Genomic DNA, 18316 nt, shown 5'->3' with positions numbered 1-18316 from the left:
ATGGCGAATGTGTTTATCGGGTGAAGATCAGTGTTTGACCACCAGATCAATATCTCTCACCTTGTAAACAGGTCTCTGGCACTGATAGTTCCGGCAAACATAGATTGGAGTTCGGGCTTCCTCACCGCGGTGGGCCAGCAGTGGATAAGCCCCGGTGGGCGTATCGGTGCTCATCAGGATGTAGTAGCCCCAGTACTGCTGATTGATGGCATGACTTTGGGCAGGCGCTTCGGGGCCGACTACTGCGAGTTCGAGCCAGCCTTGCTCCTGTGCCAGCAGGGCTTGCCCCCAGGTAGCATGGGGCAGGGGGTGCTCCTGCAAACGGGCACGGGCGGCTGCTATCATGGAACTGCTCCGGTCGGTCCATTCCGGCCGGTGGAGCAGTAAGCCGAGTTGTTGCAGGTTCATAGCCATAACGGCGTTGGGCGCAGGGGTGTCTTCTTCGCTTACCTCAAAGGCAAGGTCAGGGGCGTCTTGCAGCGTTTTCGGAGCAAAGCTCAACAGAGGGCTTTGGCGTTTTTGGAACAGGTTATAGGTTTGTTCCGTTGCCGTGCGAGCCTTCTCAAGCCAGCGGGTATCCTGAGTGACTTTATGCGCAAGCAGCAAAGCCTGTATGTAATAAGCATAGCCGTCGAGATAGGCGTGGTGCGCGCTTCCCTGCTGATGGAGCAGTAAGCCTTCGCTATCGGTCTGGTTTTGTTCGAGTTGCTGCAGGATGGCAAGCCCGGTCTGCAGGTCGGCGGGCTGCTGCGTAACGAGGTAGGCTTCCAGAAAAGCTGATGCAGTGAGGGCGTTCCAGGCGGTCAGGAGCTGTTCGTCCCGGGCGGGGCAGGGGCGTTGTTCCCGAAGCCGGAAGAGTTTTGCCTTGCAGCTATCCAGATAAGCCTGAACGGTGGCTTCAGATAGCCCCAATCGGTTGGCAAAGCTGGAAACGGACTGATTTGCATAGAGGATATTCCGGTTGTCCCAGTTGCCCTCCTGCGTAATGTGGTAGTATTCAAAAAACCAGTAAGGCTCCCGGGGCAGCAGGGCGGTCAGTTCATCATATGTCCAGGTGTAAAAAGCGCCTTCGATACCTGCTGTTTCTGCACTGAGCGCGGCATAAAACAGCCCGTTGGGCGCTTGCAGTTCCCGTTTCAGAAAGCCGAGTGCAGACCGGATTGCCTGCAGGTAAGCCTGCCGGGGCTGCCAGCGCTGCAATTTACTGAGCAAGCTGGCCATCAGGGCGTTGTCGTAGAGCATTTTCTCAAAATGGGGTACCCGCCACTCATGGTCTACGGTGTACCTTGCAAAACCGCCCCCTACAGGATCGTGCAGGCTACCCTGAAGCATGCGCTCCAGAGAATGATGGAGATGCTGATAACTGCTGAGGTCAGAATGGTACCAGGCCTGATGCAAAAGCCACTCCAGCGCCATGGTATTGGGGAATTTACTGCTTTGCCCGAAGCCACCATGAAGGGTATCGAAGTGGCGTTGAAGCCCGGCGGCTAAAGATTGGCTGTTCGCGGCCTGTTGCTCAGCCGTTTGGGCAGGAGCCGCCTGCAGGCGCACCATTTTTGTGGCCGTACGGTCGGCTTCGTTTTCTACAGTGCGCCGGTTTTGGTAAAAATTATAAGCGACGAGTTGCAGGGTGTCCATCCATCCGGCACGTTTGGCATTGGCCTGAGGAGGGAAGTAGGTACCTGCGTAAAAGGGGCGCTGCCCGGGGGTGAGGAAAACATGCAGTGGCCAGCCGCCATCGCCGGTGAGGGCTTCGCAGGCGCGCATGAAGTGGCGGTCGAGGTCTGGCCGTTCTTCCCGGTCAATCTTTATGCAAATGAAGTGCTGATTCATGAATTCCGCGACGGCAGTGTCCTCGAAGCTTTCCCGGGCCATCACATGGCACCAGTGGCAGGTGCTGTACCCGATACTTAGTATGATCGGTTTGTCTTCCTGCCGGGCTTGTGCCAGGGTACGCTCATTCCAGCATTGCCAGTGCACCGGTTGATGGGCATGTTGGCGGAGGTAGGGACTGATGGCGTCGCGGAGTTCATTCATGCCGGAATTAATTCGGTGCGGGGAAGGTGATGCTCCAGATACCGCGCAGGTCGCCTGCTTCATATCCGATAGCATTGTCTTCAGGGTAGAGTTCCTGAATGACAGCATAGTCTTCGGCTTTCAGGGTCTCGCCCAGCTTGCCATGGCATTTGAGGCAGAGGTCTTGCATCATGATGGGGGCATAAAAAGCGATTTCACCCGAAGCCAGTTGGCGGATTTGGGGTTTGGGCTGCTCACCAGCCGCTGCCTGTGCGTGGTAGGCATCGAGGATTTCCTGTTCCCGTGGGGTAGGCGCATCTTTGGGGTTGCGGACTTTGTTGCTGGCGCGGCGGATTTGGGCGTTGTACTGCCCGGAGAGGCTGTCGACAAGCGGGTAGGCAACGGTGTTGCAGTACTGGGCCGCATTCTTTACCCCACCTTCCTGCATGGCGGCTTTGAGCTGTCCGCTGAGGACTTTAAAGGTGCCCATGGCGATTTCCATACCCTGTTTTTTGTACTGCGCAGTGTCCAGGGTGGAAGGGGCTGAAGCCTCCTCCGTTGGTGTCTTTTCGGAATCTTTGGATGGGGAACAGGCGGTGCTCATGGCAAATAAGCCGAGGGCAACCACCAGAATAGTGAATAAGGATTTCATGGTAATAGGATTGATTGGTGTTGTGAAAACAAAAAGAGCCCGGCGACCGAAGTCACCGGGCTTGTAAAAGGTCATTCTATTTATGCGACGGCGTTGATCGCCTCGTCAATCGTGTCTTGTGACAGTGTGCTTGGGCAAGCGTAGTCCGTTACCGGTGCTTCGCTCGCTTCAATAGCGCGCCATCCGCCGATGATGTCCACCAGATTGTGGAAGCCCCGGGCTTTGAGGATGGAAGCGGTGATCAGGGAGCGATAGCCACCCAGACAGTGCAGGTAGTACGTTTCGCTGCGCTCCAGCCGGTTCATATTCTTGTTGATATAGTCTAGCGGGAAGTTGCGGGCTGTAGTGACATGCTGGGAGAGGAACTCTGTTGGCTTGCGTACATCAAGCGTAGTGGGCACCTCGCCGGCAGCCAGGCGCTTGGCATATTCCTCAGCAGTGACGGCTTCTACCGAATCGGTTTCTTTGCCAGCGGCTTTCCAGGCATCAATACCTCCGTTGAGGAAGCCCAGGGTGTTGTCGTAGCCTACGCGGGCCAGACGGGTCACCACTTCTTCCTCCCGGCCAGCTTCTGCCAGGAATACGATAGGTTGTTGCAGATCGCCAACCAAGGCGCCGACCCAGGGCGCGAAGTTGCCGTCGATACCAATAAAGATGGAGTTCGGGATATGGCTTTCGCGGAAAGCGGCTTCGCTGCGGGTGTCGAGTACGAGTGCTTCATGCTGCTCTACAACCTCTTCGAAAGAAGCGGGGTCGAGGGCAACGGCACCAGTTTCCAACACCTGATCAAAGCTGGCGTAACCGGCTTTGTTCATTTTAGCGTTTGCGGCGAAATACTGCGGTGGTGGCATAAGGCCAGCGGTGAGTTCTTTGATGAACTCCTCTTTGGTCATATCGGCACGCAGGGCATAGTTGGTCTTCTTCTGATTGCCAAGCGTGTCCCAGGTTTCATCGCTCATATTCTTGCCGCAGGCAGAACCTGCACCGTGGCCGGGATATACGATGACCTCATCGGGCAGCGTCATGATTTTCTCACGCAGACTGTCAAAAAGCCATCCTGCGAGGTCTTCGGTTGTGACTTCACCAGTCTTCTGTGCCAGGTCGGGGCGGCCTACATCGCCAATGAAGAGGGTATCGCCGGTAAAGATGCTGTGTTCCTTTCCTTTCTCATCAATAAGCAGGAAGGTGGTGCTTTCCGGGGTGTGGCCTGGGGTGTGGAGGACCTTGATGGTCAGCTTACCCAGTTTGATCTCTTCGCCATCAGTAGCCATATGCTTATCGAAAGCGGTTTCTGCTTTCGGGCCGTAAACGATGGTGGCACCGGTTTTTTTCGCCAGGTCGATGTGCCCGGAAACAAAGTCTGCGTGGAAGTGAGTTTCGAAAATATACTTCAGTTCTGCCCCTTCCTCGCGCAGTTTGTCAAGGTAGGGTTTGGTTTCACGCAATGGATCAATGATGGCTGCTTCGCCGTCGCTTTCAATGTAGTAAGCGGCCTCTGCCAGGCAACCGGTATAAATCTGTTCGACTTTCATATCTATCGAGAATTTTTAGTGTTCGGTTTAAATAAATAACACTACAAAGGTAAGGGAGGATGAGCATGAGATCAGTGACGGGCGTCACAAATTAGGCAGGTACTTAAAAAGCCTGCTGCAAATGGTTATGCAGCAGGCTTCGGTTGGTTTCGCTGGTTTGGAATATTGTCAGGTTGGCGGGCTATAAATATTTGGCCAGGAAGCCGTAAAACTTACGCTTCAGGTCACTGTAAATATGGCGGTAAGACTCCATTTCCCCTTTCATGTACTCATGGAAATCAGGGTCTGTGGGTACTTCTTCGCCGCGGCGCATCGCTTCGCCAATTTTTTGCTCGTGCACCTTGATGTTGTGGTGCAATTCTTCCAATACTTCACGTTGGCGGATGAACTGATTCTGAAACTGTTCCAGAAGGCTGAGCACCTGTGTGTCATTATTCTTGATCACCAGGTCCTCCAGGCGGTGCTCATAGATTTTGAGCTCGTCGGAGAAAAAGCTCAGCTCGTTCATCCAGAGGCGGTGTTCGAAGTGGAGCTTCTCAATTGAATTCGTTGTCGTCACCATATCAGTATATTTTTTATTCGGTTAATTGCTTGCGTTGTTCCAGCAGGTAGCGGAGCAGGTCCTGAGTGGTAATGATGCCCACCAGGGTGTCGCCGTCTACGACCGGGAGGGCATGCATGATGTTGGACAGAAAAACGGTGGCCACCTCATGCACGGGTGTGTCGGGTGTGGTGGTGGCCAGCTGCCGGGTCATAATATCCCGGACCAGTACGGATTCGATGTCCTGCCGGAAATGAGCGAGCAAGTGATTGGCCCTGGAGAAATCCGACCGGGTGACAAGCCCTTTGAGTTGCCCTTCCTCATTTACAACAGGAATGTGGTGAATATTGTAAGCCCGAAAGCATTGCTCGATGGCCTGCAGGTTGTCTTCTGGCTTTAGCACCACTAAATCCCGGCTCATCAGTTCGCTTACAGGAATGGGGATAGATTTGATCATGATGCTGTTGGTTAGTTGTGTATTGGCAAGATGCGCAAGCTTCCCGCGAGTTGCGATGAGGTTTGTCAGGAGGGGTAGTGAGGTTTGTCAGACCGCCCGATACTTACGCTTCATGTAGCGGGAATATATTATGCCTAAAACCGTAGGCAAAATCCACGGAATGATCATCCACTGATGATGGAAGTGCAGCAAACCAACCAGTATACGGCTGCCGCCAAAGGCTGCAAAAGCCGTATAAGCCGCAATGCCTGAAATGATGGTGCCCTGAATGTGCATTTTCAGCCGCTGCTCTTTTTGCATGGCAACTGCTTTACGCCGGAACAAGTCCCGCCCTGAGGGTAGTGCCAGCAGCCCAAAGAAGCCCATCATGGTGCCCATGCCAAGGAAATGGTACTTCAGGCCTCCCATCAGGATCATGCCGATACCGGAAGCGAACAGCACGGCCAGGAAGATTTTTCGAACGATGAAATACCGGTTGGACCATTCCCCGCCCTGTTTCAGGATTTCATGGCTATACCACAGCGGATAGGCGGTTATGATGGACAAATACCCAAGGTAGAGGGCGGCCATGTAGTGGTTCAGGATAAGGTTACAGATGCTAAGTAATAGTGCGGTAACGACGACCACCCACATGCAGTAGAAATAGTACAGCCCGTAGGTACGGTGTTTCGGGCTGCCTTTAGGCAAACCAACGGGGAGCCAGAACAGGATGAGGCTTAGCGCGCCAAATGGAATATGGATCCAAAGCAAAAGGTCGTGTAATTGAGCTGCCATAACATTTCGTATTTAGTGAAGTATGCCAGCAAACTTAAAGGGTTGGCAGAGACCGGTCAAGCGGGTAGTGATGGATGGCCGGAACAGGGCTTAATGACAAAGAGAGTGTGACCAATGACAAGGCGCTGGGATGTCTGACAAAGGGAAAATTCCCGATTGAACGACTACGCCTCTCTAAATACAGGAACATAGCTCCTCGATACCGGCACAGTTTTAGGGCAATCTGCGAGGGTGAGCATCAGCCCCTGCGCATTGCCTGCCGCGTCCGCTACGGCAGTCCTGTTGACCAGATAAGACCGGTGGCACCGCACGATGGCCTTGTCATCAATCTGGTCCAGAATGCTTTTCAGGGTAGCGCGTTCGGTTTGTTCTCTCAGTTCGTTCGCCTCATCCAGGTATCCGATACGAACGTAGTTTTGCAGGGCTTCAATGTACCGGATGTTGTGAGTGGGGATGCCAAATAAGGCTTCCGTGGCTTGTGGCCCGGGTGGTGCAGGATGAGGATGCTCCTGATTGATTTCCTTCGCTATAGCCAGGTATTTATGTTCCTGCCGGATCAGCGACAGCAGGCCCAGTGCCACCATGGGGAAAAAGCCGACCATAAAGGTCCCGTAAATCATACTTGGAAAAAATTCCCAGCGGATATCCCCAAAGAACAGCAGGCGGGCGTAAAGGAAATTACACAGGCTGATGGTTAGCATAATGCCGGACATGTACACGATCCAGTGCCCGAAGGTGAACTGACGCTCATGGCGCAGTGAGGATAAAAAACCGTAGATCAGCTGAAATACCAAGGCTCCTGCAAAAGTCATAAGCCCAAACCCAAGGCACGTCAAAGCCTTCCCCGATTCAATAGTGGAGATGCCAAAGGGCTGAAAGATATACAGGAACAGCGCTACAAACAGGCTGATGAGCGCAATATTCCGGAAATACTTCGGCCAGCTTTCCGTCTCCGGAAAAGGTTTTTGGAGGAACTGCCGAATGGTAGGTACAATAGCGGTCATATCTTTTTTAGTCTTAGGGATAATCAGGGCTGTTCAATGCCGATGACTTCTGTCTCATTAGGGTTGGCTTCTTGCTCTGCCTCCTGCATCACTTGTTCCACCTTCCATTTTTCTGAGAAGGGTGCGTTGATCCAGGAGGCGTTGGATGCGATTAACGCAATGATACCAATTACCATAGCCACTATGGATAAGGTGCAGCCTTGGTTGGCTTCTTCTTGCAAACCGGAGGCATTAGGATCTTGACCGCCGGAAAATATAATTGAGATTGTTATCGCAATTAGGGCAATGCTGGCCGCAACAAGACCAACAATTAGTCCAACACCCAAAGCTACTCCTCCAAAAATACCCAGACCATTCTTAATTTTGATTTTCAAAACCTTTTCTCTGGGAATGGAGATCGTGGAATTGTAGTGGGATTTCAGGACAAGATGGGTTTCGGTTATATCGTCCAGTACATCAACTACCTTCCGTTTCTTATCCTGATCGAGATATACCACTTTCAGTTTGATCCCTTTTTTGAATCGTTTTTGGACTGACTTCTTATCCTTCTTAGTAAGGATCCATTCAGGGACTTTAGTGTCTTTGATTTCTGAATGGGCTGTTTCTTGGACTTCTTCGATTGGGATATGCGTGGTGGTGTCCTTTTGAGCGCTTCTCTTACTGGCATCGTGGTACTTGATCTCTGCTACCATTTTGAGCGGGATGACCTGTGCCTGACTGGGCTGTTTTCCGCACAATTTGCAGTATACCTTGCTGTTGGCTACGGAATCAACGGTCACCTCAAGCGGGCGGCCCGGATGTAAAATCAGCGTATCACATTTTTCCTGAGCGTTCACGAATGAAAAAGACAGCAAACAAACGAAGGCAGTGAGGAATCGGAGGTGGTACATGGTGTATTGGGGTTTGTGTGTAGCTAAAATACAAAGTTATCCGCAGAGTTAGCAATGTTTAAGGCAGCAGTAGCTCCAGTACAAGGCGGTGCCGGCAGTGGATACCATTTTCAATAATCGGCGCTGAGTAGTTTTTGGTAAAGTAATGCCGCTCCAGGCGCAGCAGCTCGAATCCTGCTTTTTGGTAGAACGCCAGCTGTCCAATACTGGAATTGCCAGTAGCGACCTGCAAGCGCTGAACCCCCTGCCTTTCAGCCTCAGCAATCAGAAAGTTAAGCAGTTGCTTTCCCATCCCTTTGCCCTGAAGGCCGGGCTTGATCGCAATATTCATAATTTCGGCGGTGGGTTCAGGTTCCTCTTCCACGGCTTGGAGCACCGCCACGCCGCAAATGGTGTCCGTTTCCATAACCCAAACCTGGCCGGTACGGCAGTAAGCCTGTACTTTCGCTTCGTCCGGATCAGCCTCCAACAGAAGCGGCATAGGCAGGGATTGACTGCTCTCAAGTCGCCGGAAGGTCATCGGGCCATATACTTTTCGAGGCTGCGGCGGGCAGAAGCCTGTACCTTTTTTTGAAAAAAGGGCGTCCAGCCAATGAGGTAACCCGTGGGGCCAAAGGCTTGCTGTGCCCACCGGTAAAAGTTGAACTGATCCTGATGCCGGTAGATTTTCCCATCCCGCAGCTCAAAGTTGGCCTGTATGTTATTGATGATTTTTCGCCCTGTTGCGGAAAAGGTGTAGATCGCCTGCCAGTTGGCAGAGGCGTGGTTGCCCTGCAGGTGCACATCTGAGAAACTCAACTCCAGGTCTTTGCCGGCAGAGACGAGCATGGCCCACATGGCGCAGGTCTCCTCATAGTTGAGGCTTGGGAATACCGGGTCGGCAAACCGGGCATCAGGAGCGTAGCAGGCCTGCATGGCGGCGCTGTCTTTGCGTTGGAAGGCGGTGTAGAAATCTTTAATAATCATGCACTAAAATAAAAAAAGGCAGGGAATTCCTCCCTGCCCGAATGGTTTCGTCTGCATGAAACCAAAAATGATCGTCATGAAATAAGTCTTAATAGCTGGTTTCGTCCAGCTCCACCTTGCCCCGGAAAGTCCAAAAGACAAAAGCCGTATACGCCAGTACTAAAGGAGTCCCGATAGCCGCAATGGTAAGCATAATGCCGAGTGATTTCTCGGAAGAGGCGGCATTGTAAATCGTAATGTTGTAAGCCTCGTCCACGGTAGACAGCAGCATCACCGGATAGAGTTCAATCGCTACAACGATCAGCAGCAGGCTCATGGTGATAGCCGAGAAAATAAACCCATCCCGGAACCGCCGCTTGGAGATCAGGCGCGGGATGTTGGCAATGCTCAAAAAGGCAAGCACGGGCACAACGAACAGCCACGGCAAATCTTTGAAGCGGTCCGTAAGGTGTGGGATGTAAATCAGGGTATACAGGGTGACCAGGCTAAACGTTACGATAAAAAAGATAATCGCCCGCCGGGCCAGAATAGACAGTTTGGCGTACAGCCGCCCTTCCGTTTTCATCAGGAGGTAAAGTGCACCGTGAGTAGAGAATAACGCCAGTGTCGTGACGCCCACGAGGAGGGCATAGGGGTTGAGAAACTCCAGCCAGTGCCCCTGGAAGTTGCCCTGCGGCCCGATTTCAATCCCAATCAGTACGTTGCCCAGCACAACGCCCAGCAGGACAGAAAGGGCAATACTCGCCACGCTGTAGCTGATATCCCACATGGTCCGCCACCACTTCATTTCCTCCTTGCTTCGGAATTCAATCGATATTGCTCTAAAGATGAGGAACAAAAGAAACAACATAAACGGGATGTACATGCCCGAGAACAAACTGGCATAGACCACCGGGAACCCTGCAAAGAGGGCGCCTCCGCCAATCACAAGCCAAACCTCATTGCCATCCCAGACCGGCCCCACTGCATTGAGGGCAATACGCCGGCTTTTTTCTTTCTTAAAAAACAAATGTAAAGCTCCGGCACCCAGGTCAAACCCGTCGAGTATGGCGTAGCCGCTGAACAGCCCGCCAATAACGAGAAACCAAAGTGTCGGATAATCTAATCCAAATAAAGTTGCCATATCTTTTCAGGTTAGCTTTTCTATAATTTTCCGGCTGCTTCCGCCATCTCTTCATGCCGGGAACGGTGGTCTTGTAGTTGGTCCTCGCTCGGGCCATGCTTGATCTTTTTGTTCAGCATGTAAATGAACAGGGCAAACAATAGCGCATAAATCAGGAAAAACATGATCAGCGAGAACAGAACCTGATTAGCCTGCACGGAAGCCGAAAGCGCATCACTGGTCCGCAGCAAACCATAGACCACCCAGGGCTGCCGGCCCATTTCGGCTGCAAACCAGCCAAACTGATTGGCAAGATTTGGCAGCAGGACTGCAAAGACAAAGACCCAAAGCAGCCAGCGTTGCTCAAACAGCTTGCCCCGCCACCACTGAAAGGAGGCATAAAGCGTCAGCGCAATCATAATCATGCCAAATGCCACCATAAAGTGGTAAAACTGGAAAATAGCATTCAGTGCCGGTGGCTGATCTTCGATGGGGAAGGCATTCAGCCCGGTGACCGGCTCATTGAAGTCGAAATGCAGCAGGAAGGACAATCCTCCCGGAATCGGAATACCGGTAACCTGCTGCGACTCTTTATCCACCCAACCCATGAGGTACATATCTGCCGGCGCATCAGCCTCGAAGTGGCCTTCCAGCGCTGCGAGTTTGGCGGGTTGATTTTCGGCGACCCCATCTGCAGAGGCATGACCGGCGACCAGTTGCCCCAATGAGACAATGGTGGCTACAATCAGGGCGATTTTAAAGGCTTTCTTGGATAGCTCCACATGACGGTTGCGCAGGAGGTAGTAGGCATGCACGCTCAGTACCAGGAAAGCGCCTGCCAGGAAAGCGCCCAGCCATACATGCACCAGCCGTTCCACACTCGACGGGTTGAAGACCATTGCCCAGAAGTCGGTGATTTCCGCCCGGGCATCCAGGCCTTCGCCCACCACATGAAAGCCCGCCGGTGTCTGCTGCCAGGAATTAGCGACAACTATCCAGACTGCACTGAACATAGAGCCCAGCCATACGCCCAGCGTAGCGATAAAGTGTACCCGCGGGCTCACCCGGTTCCAACCAAAGAGCAGCACACCCAAAAAGCCGCTTTCGAGGGCAAAGGCAAAAATCCCCTCAGCCGCCAGCGCACTGCCAAAGACATCGCCCACGTACCTCGAATACGTGGCCCAGTTGGTACCAAACTCAAACTCCATGACAATACCTGTGGCTACGCCGATGCCAAAGGTCAGGGCAAAGATTTTGGTCCAAAACTTCGCCAGTACATGGTATTCTTTATTGCCGGTGCGCAGGTACTGCCCCTCCAGGGCGACCATGATCAGTCCCAGCCCAATGCTCAGTGGAGGATAGATGTAGTGGAACGCGACCGTAAAGGCAAATTGAATTCTGGAGAGAATTTCTACGTCCATTGTTATTAGTTTTATGTGAGGTTAGCGTGCTTTCTGAGAAAACGGCCAACATTATGGTTAAATTCAGTGACACTTTGGGGTATCCACATCAAAAATAGCGGTAAAACAGCCTGTTTGGTTAGGGCTTTTCCGGGAGTCTGTGGTACTTTTTACTTATTTCCCTGCCGGTGCTGCAGTTCATGGCTGATCATCTCCCCAACCCGGTCAAGATGGCCCTGCCCTTTGAAAAAGGTGTGCATAAAATAGAGCCCGAAGAAGAACAGCAAAAAAGAAAAAGGAAAGAAAGCCAGGAAAATAAGCCCCAACCGGGTCATGCCGGTTTTGAGGCAAAGCCCCCACAGGACTAACCAAACCGGTGAGGTAGCTACCGCACCGATGAAAAAACGCTGGAACTTTTTAAAGAGGGTATTCTTTACCTCCCATTGCCCGCGCAGCCGTAGTAACTGCCCGGTAGGATAGAAGGAGGCGCCCAGAGATTCCAGCTCAGACAGCTCGTCAGCGGCACCTTGTTCGAGGTTCTTCAGTAAGTGGTCGAGGTTATCGGGGCGCATGGCTTATGGGTATCTCCTTTTGATCTTAAACGGAAAGATGGGCAAAGAGTTGTGAAGTGCAAAACCAGACTTTCTTAATTTAGGGACATGAAACTTAAAGATATCACTTCATCTTTCTCCGGGCGTTCTGCTTCACCTGAGAACGACCTCGGCTTCGGCAGCGGCATTACGTCTGGCGAAGACCGGCTGATCAACCGCGATGGTTCCTACAATATCCTGCGCCGGGGAGGTAAGGCATGGCGGCCCTACCAGGCATTGGTGGAAATGTCCTGGTTGCGGTTTTTTGCGCTGATCACAGCTATTTACATAGTGGTCAATTCCGGTTTTGCACTGATTTACCTGACTATTGGTCTGGAGTATTTGTCTGGTGCAGAACCTACCGGCTCGCCTGCAGGTGACTTTTTGTAGCTTTTTTCTTTAGTGTCCAGACCTTTACCACGGTGGGGTATGGTGCGATTAGCCCCACGGGTATCGCCGCCAACATCATTGCTTCCATTGACGCATTAGTGGGCCTGATGGGGTTCGCGTTGGCTACAGGGCTCTTCTTTGCCCGCTTTGCCCAGCCGCAATCAAGCATTTTGTTCAGTAAAAAGGCGGTCGTCCGGCCCTACAAGGATACGCCCTATGAGAGTTTCCAGTTCCAAATCGTTAATCAGCGCAACAATAAGCTGATTAACCTCAGCGCCAAAGTCAGCATGTCGTGGGTGGATAAAGACGAAAAAGGGCAAAAAGTCCGGCGCTTCACTTTGCTGGAACTGGAACGGGACAAGGTCCTCCTCTTTCCGCTCAACTGGGTGTTGGTTCACATTATTGATAAAGACAGCCCGCTCTGGCAGAAGACACCGGAAGAACTGCAAGCGATGCGCCCGGAATTCCTGGTGTTGCTCCAAGGCTACGATGAAACCTTTGCTCAGGATGTCCACGCCAACAGCTCGTATATTTTCAAAGATTTGGTCTGGGGCAAAAAGTTCCGGCGCATATATTTTCCGGAAGAAGGGCATACTGTTCTGGAACTGGACTGGATTGATGAATTGGAAGAAGAGGTTTAGTCTTCTGAATGATCTTCATAAGCCTCCAGCATATCCTGTATTTGCTGAGTTTTGCCAAAAAGGACCAGCCGGTCGGATGCCTGAAGGGTGGTGTCCGGGCGCACAACGCCTATTACTTCCCGGTAACCTTTGCTGACGCCCCAGATAGACCGCCGCTTGCGCTCTTTCAGCAAAGTGACGATGGTGACGGACCATTCATCGGGCAAAGCCAGTTCCTCCACGGTCTTTTCTATCATTTTTTCCGGCACCTTAACCTCAAGGATGCTGAATTGGCTGTCGAGCGTCAGCGATTTCAACGCACCGTCCACCAGTAACCGATTGGCCAGCTGATCAGCGAATTCGGCTTCCGGATGGATGATCTCATCTACCCCCATGGCTTCCAGTATGGTATGATGGATATCGGAAATGGCCCGGGCAATAAGGGTAGCGTTCTTTCGCCTCTCCTTGGCAAAAGCAGTAGCGGTCACGGAAGCGCCAATGTCCTCACCTATCGTCACAAGGATGGTGTCTGCCCCTTCAAGCGGTAGTTTATCCATGCTAAGTTCGTCGGAAGTGTCCAGCTCAATGGTATGGGTGAGCCCATCTTTTAGCAAATTTACAGGCTCAGGGCGCTTGTCCACGCCAATGACTTCGTGACCGTCTTCCACAAGCCGCAGCCCAAGGGTCGCTCCAAAATTGCCAAGACCGATAATGATAAACTTCATAACTGAGCATTAATTGATGAAAATATCTTCTTCCGGATACCGGGCCGGGTCATGCTGCTCCTTCGCCCACTGTCGCGCCAGTCCGGTGAGAAAGGTGAGAAAGCCCACCCGCCCGATAAACATGGTCGCAATGAGCGTAAGCTTGCCGGGTTCTGACAGTTGCTCCGTGATGCCCATGCTCAGCCCCACGGTACAGTAGGCGGAGACGCATTCAAATACGATGGGCATCAGCGCGGTACCGGGCTCGAAGTGATACAATAAAAAGACGGGTACTCCAATACCTGGCAGGGAGAGCATAATAATGGCCAGAGCCCGGTTGAGTGCACTGACCGGCACACTGCGCCACCCCAGCACAATACGATTCCGGCCCAGTACCTGCTGCCAGATGTTGAGCAGGGCAATACCAAAAGTGGTCGTTTTGATGCCGCCTCCGGTAGACCCCGGCGAAGCGCCCACCCACATCAGCAAAATCAGCAAAAGCAAGGTAGGGCCGGCGAGGTTGCCTGTGTCAAAGGAATTGAACCCGGCCGTCCGCGCCGTAACGGAACCAAAAAAGGCGGTTGCCCACTGCCCAAATGAACTTTGGTTACTGAGGCTGTTGGCGCCTTCGAAAAAATAAAAACCGAGCGTACCAGCTACAAGCAGGGCTGTAGTGGTCCGCAGCACAAGCTTATCATTGGCGGAAAGCAAAGGCAAAGAGGCCGGGATAGCCCGGTCAGCGCGATTAATCACCCGGTAAAAGTAGTACCGCAGGGCTTCCCCCATGTACTGCAGGTAGCCAATGATAGTGTTGAACCCTATGCCCCCCAAAATAATCAGGGCAGCAATCGTTAAATGGACGCCATATTGCATCCGGAAGGTTTCTTCGTACAGCGATTGGGGCAGGGTAGAAAAACCTGCATTACAAAAAGCGGATATGGCGTGAAAGATGGCAAACCAGGCCCGGTTGCCGTCCGGAGCACTCCCGGTTGCCAGGCCACTGTAAATAAGCAATGCCCCTATGCCCTCTGCCACAAAGGTGAATACCAGGATGCGGACTAACAGTCCTTTAGTGCCTTCAATGGTACGGCTGTTGATCATATCCTGCAGCATCAGCCGGTTGCGGAAAGAGCCAAAGCTGCGGAAAAATAACCCGAAAACATTAGTAAACGTCAGCATGCCCAGCCCGCCCAGCTGCAGGAGCACCAGAATGAATGCCTGCCCGGTCAGGGTGAAATCTTCCCCCGTGGTCAGCACGGTCAGCCCGGTTACACAAACGGCACTTGTGGCCGTAAACAGGGCATCAACCAGAGATATTTCGACTTTGGCAGACTGCGGCAGGAGTAGCAGCAGCGTGCCCAGCCCAATCAATACTGCGAAGCTGCTGACAAAGATAAGGGCTGGGTGCATGCGCCGGGTTTCTATCCGGAATAGCCGTTCGATGATCAGCGTCAGGGAAAGGAGCAAAACCAGTAGGCGGACCAGCCAATAAGCCTGCAAAGGGAATACTTGTACCAGACTCAGCAAACTGAAAACCATAACCAGCAACCCTGAAATCAACAGCACGATCCGTGTGTTGCGCCTGAAAAGCAGCGGCCCCGGATGCCTGCCCAGGCTGTACCCTGTTTCCAGTGCCAGTAAGCTTCCAAAAAGAGCATATACCTCTCGCTCGTAAGCGAAAGCCTGACCGTAGCCATACTCCCAAACCAGGATGCTCAACATACCTGGAGCGAGGATGGTGACGGCCAGGTCAATGATATGGTAGGCAGACCACTTCATTATTGGTCTTGCGATTGCTGATTGAGGTCTTCCAGGGCGCGCTGAAGGTCATTCAGGGCTTGGGCAGCGGCTTCAAACCGCCCCTCTCCGGTCGCGTTCCGGTAGCGTTGGAAGGCTTCCCGGGCGCTTGAGATACCAGCCTGAATGCTCGTGCCTTCCTCATAGGCTGCAGAGGAGGGTTCGCCACTCTGATCCGTTGACGCAGTCGTATCGAAGAGCCCCGCCAGTGCTTCATCAAAGGTCTCGGCGTAGCTAAGCTGATCGTTGTGCATGATGCAGACCAGGCGCAACTCGGGATAAGCAGCGGTCTCAGCCTGCAGGTAAATGGGCTCGACGTAAACAATGGTTTCTGCCACGGGGATGGCCAGCACATTGCCGCGGATGACTCTTGAGCCTCTTTGGTCCCATAGGGAGAGCTGTCCGGACAGGTAGCTGTTCTGATCGATTTTGGTTTCCACCTGCTGCGGGCCAAGTACCCGTTTTTCTTTTGGGAAATTGTAGGCTAAGAACCGGCCATACTGCCCTGGATCACAAAGCCCGGCGATCCAACCGATAGATACCTGCCGGTTTTTGGGGGTAAAGGGGAGGATAAGCGAAAAACCTGCTTCCTCACTATTCGGAGGCTGCCACATAATATAGTAGGGCTCTACCGGCTGAACGCTGCCGTAGTACTTTTCAGTCGCGCGTATCCACAGGTCTTCCTGATTGTAAAAAACCTCAGGGTCGTTCATGTGGTATTTGGCATAGACCAGCCCCTGAGTCAGCAGGTAGTCGACCGGATAGCGGATGTGGGCCTGCAGCGCTTCCGGCATATTGCTCCGGGGCTGAAACATGCCCGGGAGGATCTTATCCCAGACTTTCAAAATAGCGTCGTCCTTGTCAAAAGCGTAAAAGTCAACGGCACCGGTAAACGCATTGACCGTTACCTTGACCGGGTTGCGCAGGTAGTTTTGCCCGTCAAAGTCAGAACGGTGGCCTATTTTCAGTTGCTGCTGTGTTTCTCCCTCCTTGTACTGTATCCGCTCGGTGGCATTGTAAGGGGCTGAATAGGGGAAATAGGATGAGGTGGTGTAAGCATCGATCATCCAATACAGCTGCCCATCGGCATTGACGATGTAGGGGTCCTGGTCGAGTTGCAGGAATGGGGCGAGTGCCCTGACCCGCCTTTTGATATCCCGCCGGAATAAGATTCGGCTATCCCTGCTGGGGTAGGAGCTGAGCAACAGTTTAAACTCCCCCATTTTGTAGGCATAGAGAAATTTGCGCCAGGCACTCGACAATTCCACGCCACCCTGCCCGGTATAACTGTAATATTCGTTTTGATCGCCTTGGGGATAATCAAATTCGGGCTCACTGCTATTGACAATTACATAATCATCGGTAAGCTCTCCGTAGTAAATCCTGGGCTGCTTCACTTCAAGGGAGGGGTATTTGCTTTCCGGGGGGATGTTTTTGACCAGGAAATTAGGCAGTCCTTCGGAAGTAAAGTCAGCAACGGTGGTTTGGGCAATGCCGTGGCCGTGGGTATACTTGAAGACTTCATTGACGAAGGTCTGGCTTTTATCCGGTAGGTTGGACGCCTTCATTTCACGGGCGGAGATCATGACCTGCCGGTAGCCATCGTCATAGCGGTACCGGTCGATGTCTACGTCGTTGAATTCATAGTACAGGCGGATTTCCTGAAACTGTTTCAGTACTGCATCCAGCGCGCGCCAGTCCCAAAGCCGGATATTATTAAAAATGGTGGGGTTGTCCTGAACCATGTCCTGGCTGAAGGAATCCCGCACAGGGAATTCCCGGCTTTCCACCTCATTGAGCCCGAAGCCAAAGCGGGTGTATTCAATATTATGCCCGATGTAAGGCTTCTCGTAGGAAATTTCGTTGGGCTCCACCCGGAAGCTTTGGTAGGCGCCGGGCAAAACATTGAGCGCAATCAGCCAAAAGACCGCTACCATTGCAGCCGTACTTCCAATGACATAAAGCGGATCACCTGGTTTGCGGACGCCTAACCGGAAAAGCAGGTGCTGCAGCGCCTCCCGAATAGCCGGAATCAATAAGCTGAGCCCTGCCAGTGCCGTAAATACCAGCGTGGTAGTTAGGGCAGGCAGCACAATATGCACGTCTGTCCAGCCGGGGCCAGACACCGTACCCAGGTCTGAAAAAAGCAGGTGGAAGCGGTCAAGATAAACCCCGCCGGCGAGGACAAAGAGGAGCAATCCGGCGTTGATGAACAGCATTCGGCGGGAGGCTTTGCCCCTTGCGTTGTCTGATTGGTAAAGCTTGATGCTGCGCCCCTCCTGATAAAATTCATAGCGCCCGGCAACGGTCATGCCCAGGGCAAGCAGTACCAGCATAAAGAGGAAATTGTATAGCCCGTTGAGAAAGGGCAGGGTAAAGAGGTAAAAGCTGGCTTCTACACCCAGAATTGGATCAGACATGCCCACAGGAGCCTGATACCAGAACTTCAGAAAGCTGCTCCAGTTGGCAAACCCCCAGGCGGCCCCCAGTAGCATTCCGGCAATCAGCACCCCGCGCCGCAACCACTTCTTAGAAGCAGGCAGGTGGTGGGACAAAAGTGCCAGCAGCCCAAGCCCCGACAGCGCTCCGGCTACCACAAACAGGGACTCAGCCAGAAATAACGTCCAGAAGCGGTCATTATACCCGAGCTCATCAAACCAGATTTTTTCGCCCCAAAAGTTCAGGAAACGAAACAGTAAAATCGTGCCGAGGATCAGACTGATACCTGCTATTTTCTGCCCATTTCCATCCTGCTGCCTGCTCCGGAAAATGAAGAAAACGCCAAGGCCGGTCAGTAGGACAAAAATTAAGGTAAACATGGAGGCTTTTCTGATAAAGCGCACGCAGGGGGACAGATGTTTACCCGTTACCGCCTAATAAA

The 18316-nt window shown here is 52.6% G+C and carries 18 protein-coding genes; 2 read left to right on the top strand and 16 right to left on the bottom strand.

All coding sequences use genetic code 11. The features are described from left to right. Positions 1-27 precede the first annotated feature (27 nt). From ACO08I_RS06625 to ACO08I_RS06565, 13 genes are all read right to left on the bottom strand, one after another. On the bottom strand, positions 28-2037 hold the full coding sequence (locus tag ACO08I_RS06625; RefSeq protein ID WP_421948866.1) for a thioredoxin domain-containing protein: 2010 nt from the start codon (positions 2035-2037) through the stop codon (positions 28-30). A gap of 7 nt (positions 2038-2044) precedes the next feature. After that, on the bottom strand, positions 2045-2668 hold the full coding sequence (locus ACO08I_RS06620; RefSeq protein ID WP_421948865.1) for a Tll0287-like domain-containing protein: 624 nt from the start codon (positions 2666-2668) through the stop codon (positions 2045-2047). A gap of 80 nt (positions 2669-2748) precedes the next feature. Next, positions 2749-4200, bottom strand: a complete 1452-nt coding sequence (locus ACO08I_RS06615) for an MBL fold metallo-hydrolase (RefSeq protein ID WP_282782117.1) — start codon at positions 4198-4200, stop codon at positions 2749-2751. A gap of 181 nt (positions 4201-4381) precedes the next feature. Next, positions 4382-4762 (bottom strand): hypothetical protein, encoded by a 381-nt coding sequence (locus ACO08I_RS06610; RefSeq protein ID WP_282782116.1) that lies wholly within the window; start codon positions 4760-4762, stop codon positions 4382-4384. 13 nt (positions 4763-4775) lie between these two features. Continuing rightward, the gene (locus ACO08I_RS06605) at positions 4776-5198 is read right to left on the bottom strand and encodes an HPP family protein (protein WP_282782115.1); all 423 of its coding nucleotides are present in this window, start codon (positions 5196-5198) and stop codon (positions 4776-4778) included. A gap of 87 nt (positions 5199-5285) precedes the next feature. Further along, positions 5286-5972: a hypothetical protein gene (locus ACO08I_RS06600; RefSeq protein ID WP_421948864.1), complete on the bottom strand. Its 687-nt coding sequence runs from the start codon at positions 5970-5972 to the stop codon at positions 5286-5288. A 164-nt stretch (positions 5973-6136) separates the two neighbouring features. Then, the gene (locus ACO08I_RS06595; RefSeq protein WP_421948863.1) at positions 6137-6976 is read right to left on the bottom strand and encodes a LytTR family DNA-binding domain-containing protein; all 840 of its coding nucleotides are present in this window, start codon (positions 6974-6976) and stop codon (positions 6137-6139) included. A 23-nt stretch (positions 6977-6999) separates the two neighbouring features. Continuing rightward, the gene (locus ACO08I_RS06590) at positions 7000-7866 is read right to left on the bottom strand and encodes a hypothetical protein (protein ID WP_421948862.1); all 867 of its coding nucleotides are present in this window, start codon (positions 7864-7866) and stop codon (positions 7000-7002) included. Positions 7867-7924: 58 nt separating this feature from the next. Beyond that, the gene (locus ACO08I_RS06585) at positions 7925-8386 is read right to left on the bottom strand and encodes a GNAT family N-acetyltransferase (protein WP_282774011.1); all 462 of its coding nucleotides are present in this window, start codon (positions 8384-8386) and stop codon (positions 7925-7927) included. Continuing rightward, on the bottom strand, positions 8383-8832 hold the full coding sequence (locus ACO08I_RS06580) for a nuclear transport factor 2 family protein (protein WP_282774013.1): 450 nt from the start codon (positions 8830-8832) through the stop codon (positions 8383-8385). Before ACO08I_RS06580 ends, ACO08I_RS06585 begins: the two co-directional genes overlap by 4 nt. Before the next feature lie 88 nt (positions 8833-8920). After that, entirely contained in the window at positions 8921-9955 is a 1035-nt protein-coding gene (gene cydB / locus ACO08I_RS06575) for a cytochrome d ubiquinol oxidase subunit II (protein ID WP_282774015.1), read from the bottom strand. 20 nt (positions 9956-9975) lie between these two features. Next, positions 9976-11355: a cytochrome ubiquinol oxidase subunit I gene (locus tag ACO08I_RS06570; RefSeq protein ID WP_282774017.1), complete on the bottom strand. Its 1380-nt coding sequence runs from the start codon at positions 11353-11355 to the stop codon at positions 9976-9978. Between the two features lie 149 nt (positions 11356-11504). Beyond that, entirely contained in the window at positions 11505-11906 is a 402-nt protein-coding gene (locus ACO08I_RS06565) for a hypothetical protein (protein WP_421948861.1), read from the bottom strand. Between the two features lie 87 nt (positions 11907-11993). Between ACO08I_RS06565 and ACO08I_RS06560 the strand changes: the two genes are divergently transcribed. Next, positions 11994-12314 (top strand): hypothetical protein, encoded by a 321-nt coding sequence (locus tag ACO08I_RS06560; protein ID WP_421948860.1) that lies wholly within the window; start codon positions 11994-11996, stop codon positions 12312-12314. Between the two features lie 32 nt (positions 12315-12346). Then, positions 12347-12955, top strand: coding sequence for a hypothetical protein (locus tag ACO08I_RS06555; RefSeq protein WP_421948859.1), 609 nt, complete (start codon positions 12347-12349; stop codon positions 12953-12955). On the opposite strand, the gene ACO08I_RS06550 is transcribed toward ACO08I_RS06555, so the two are convergent. The 3 genes from ACO08I_RS06550 to ACO08I_RS06540 are packed head-to-tail and all read right to left on the bottom strand — an operon-like array spanning position 12952 to position 18254. Beyond that, entirely contained in the window at positions 12952-13659 is a 708-nt protein-coding gene (locus ACO08I_RS06550) for a potassium channel family protein (RefSeq protein ID WP_282774023.1), read from the bottom strand. The two genes, ACO08I_RS06555 and ACO08I_RS06550, sit on opposite strands and share 4 nt — an antisense overlap. Positions 13660-13668: 9 nt before the next feature. Further along, entirely contained in the window at positions 13669-15417 is a 1749-nt protein-coding gene (locus ACO08I_RS06545; protein ID WP_421948858.1) for a TrkH family potassium uptake protein, read from the bottom strand. Further along, the gene (locus ACO08I_RS06540) at positions 15417-18254 is read right to left on the bottom strand and encodes a UPF0182 family protein (protein WP_421948857.1); all 2838 of its coding nucleotides are present in this window, start codon (positions 18252-18254) and stop codon (positions 15417-15419) included. Before ACO08I_RS06540 ends, ACO08I_RS06545 begins: the two co-directional genes overlap by 1 nt. Positions 18255-18316 lie beyond the last annotated feature (62 nt).

Source organism: Phaeodactylibacter xiamenensis, assembly GCF_965229835.1.
In the GTDB taxonomy this organism is placed as follows: domain Bacteria; phylum Bacteroidota; class Bacteroidia; order Chitinophagales; family Saprospiraceae; genus Phaeodactylibacter; species Phaeodactylibacter xiamenensis.
The sequence above is the reverse complement of the archived record's forward strand: the minus strand, read 5'-3'. Positions and strand labels throughout refer to the sequence as shown.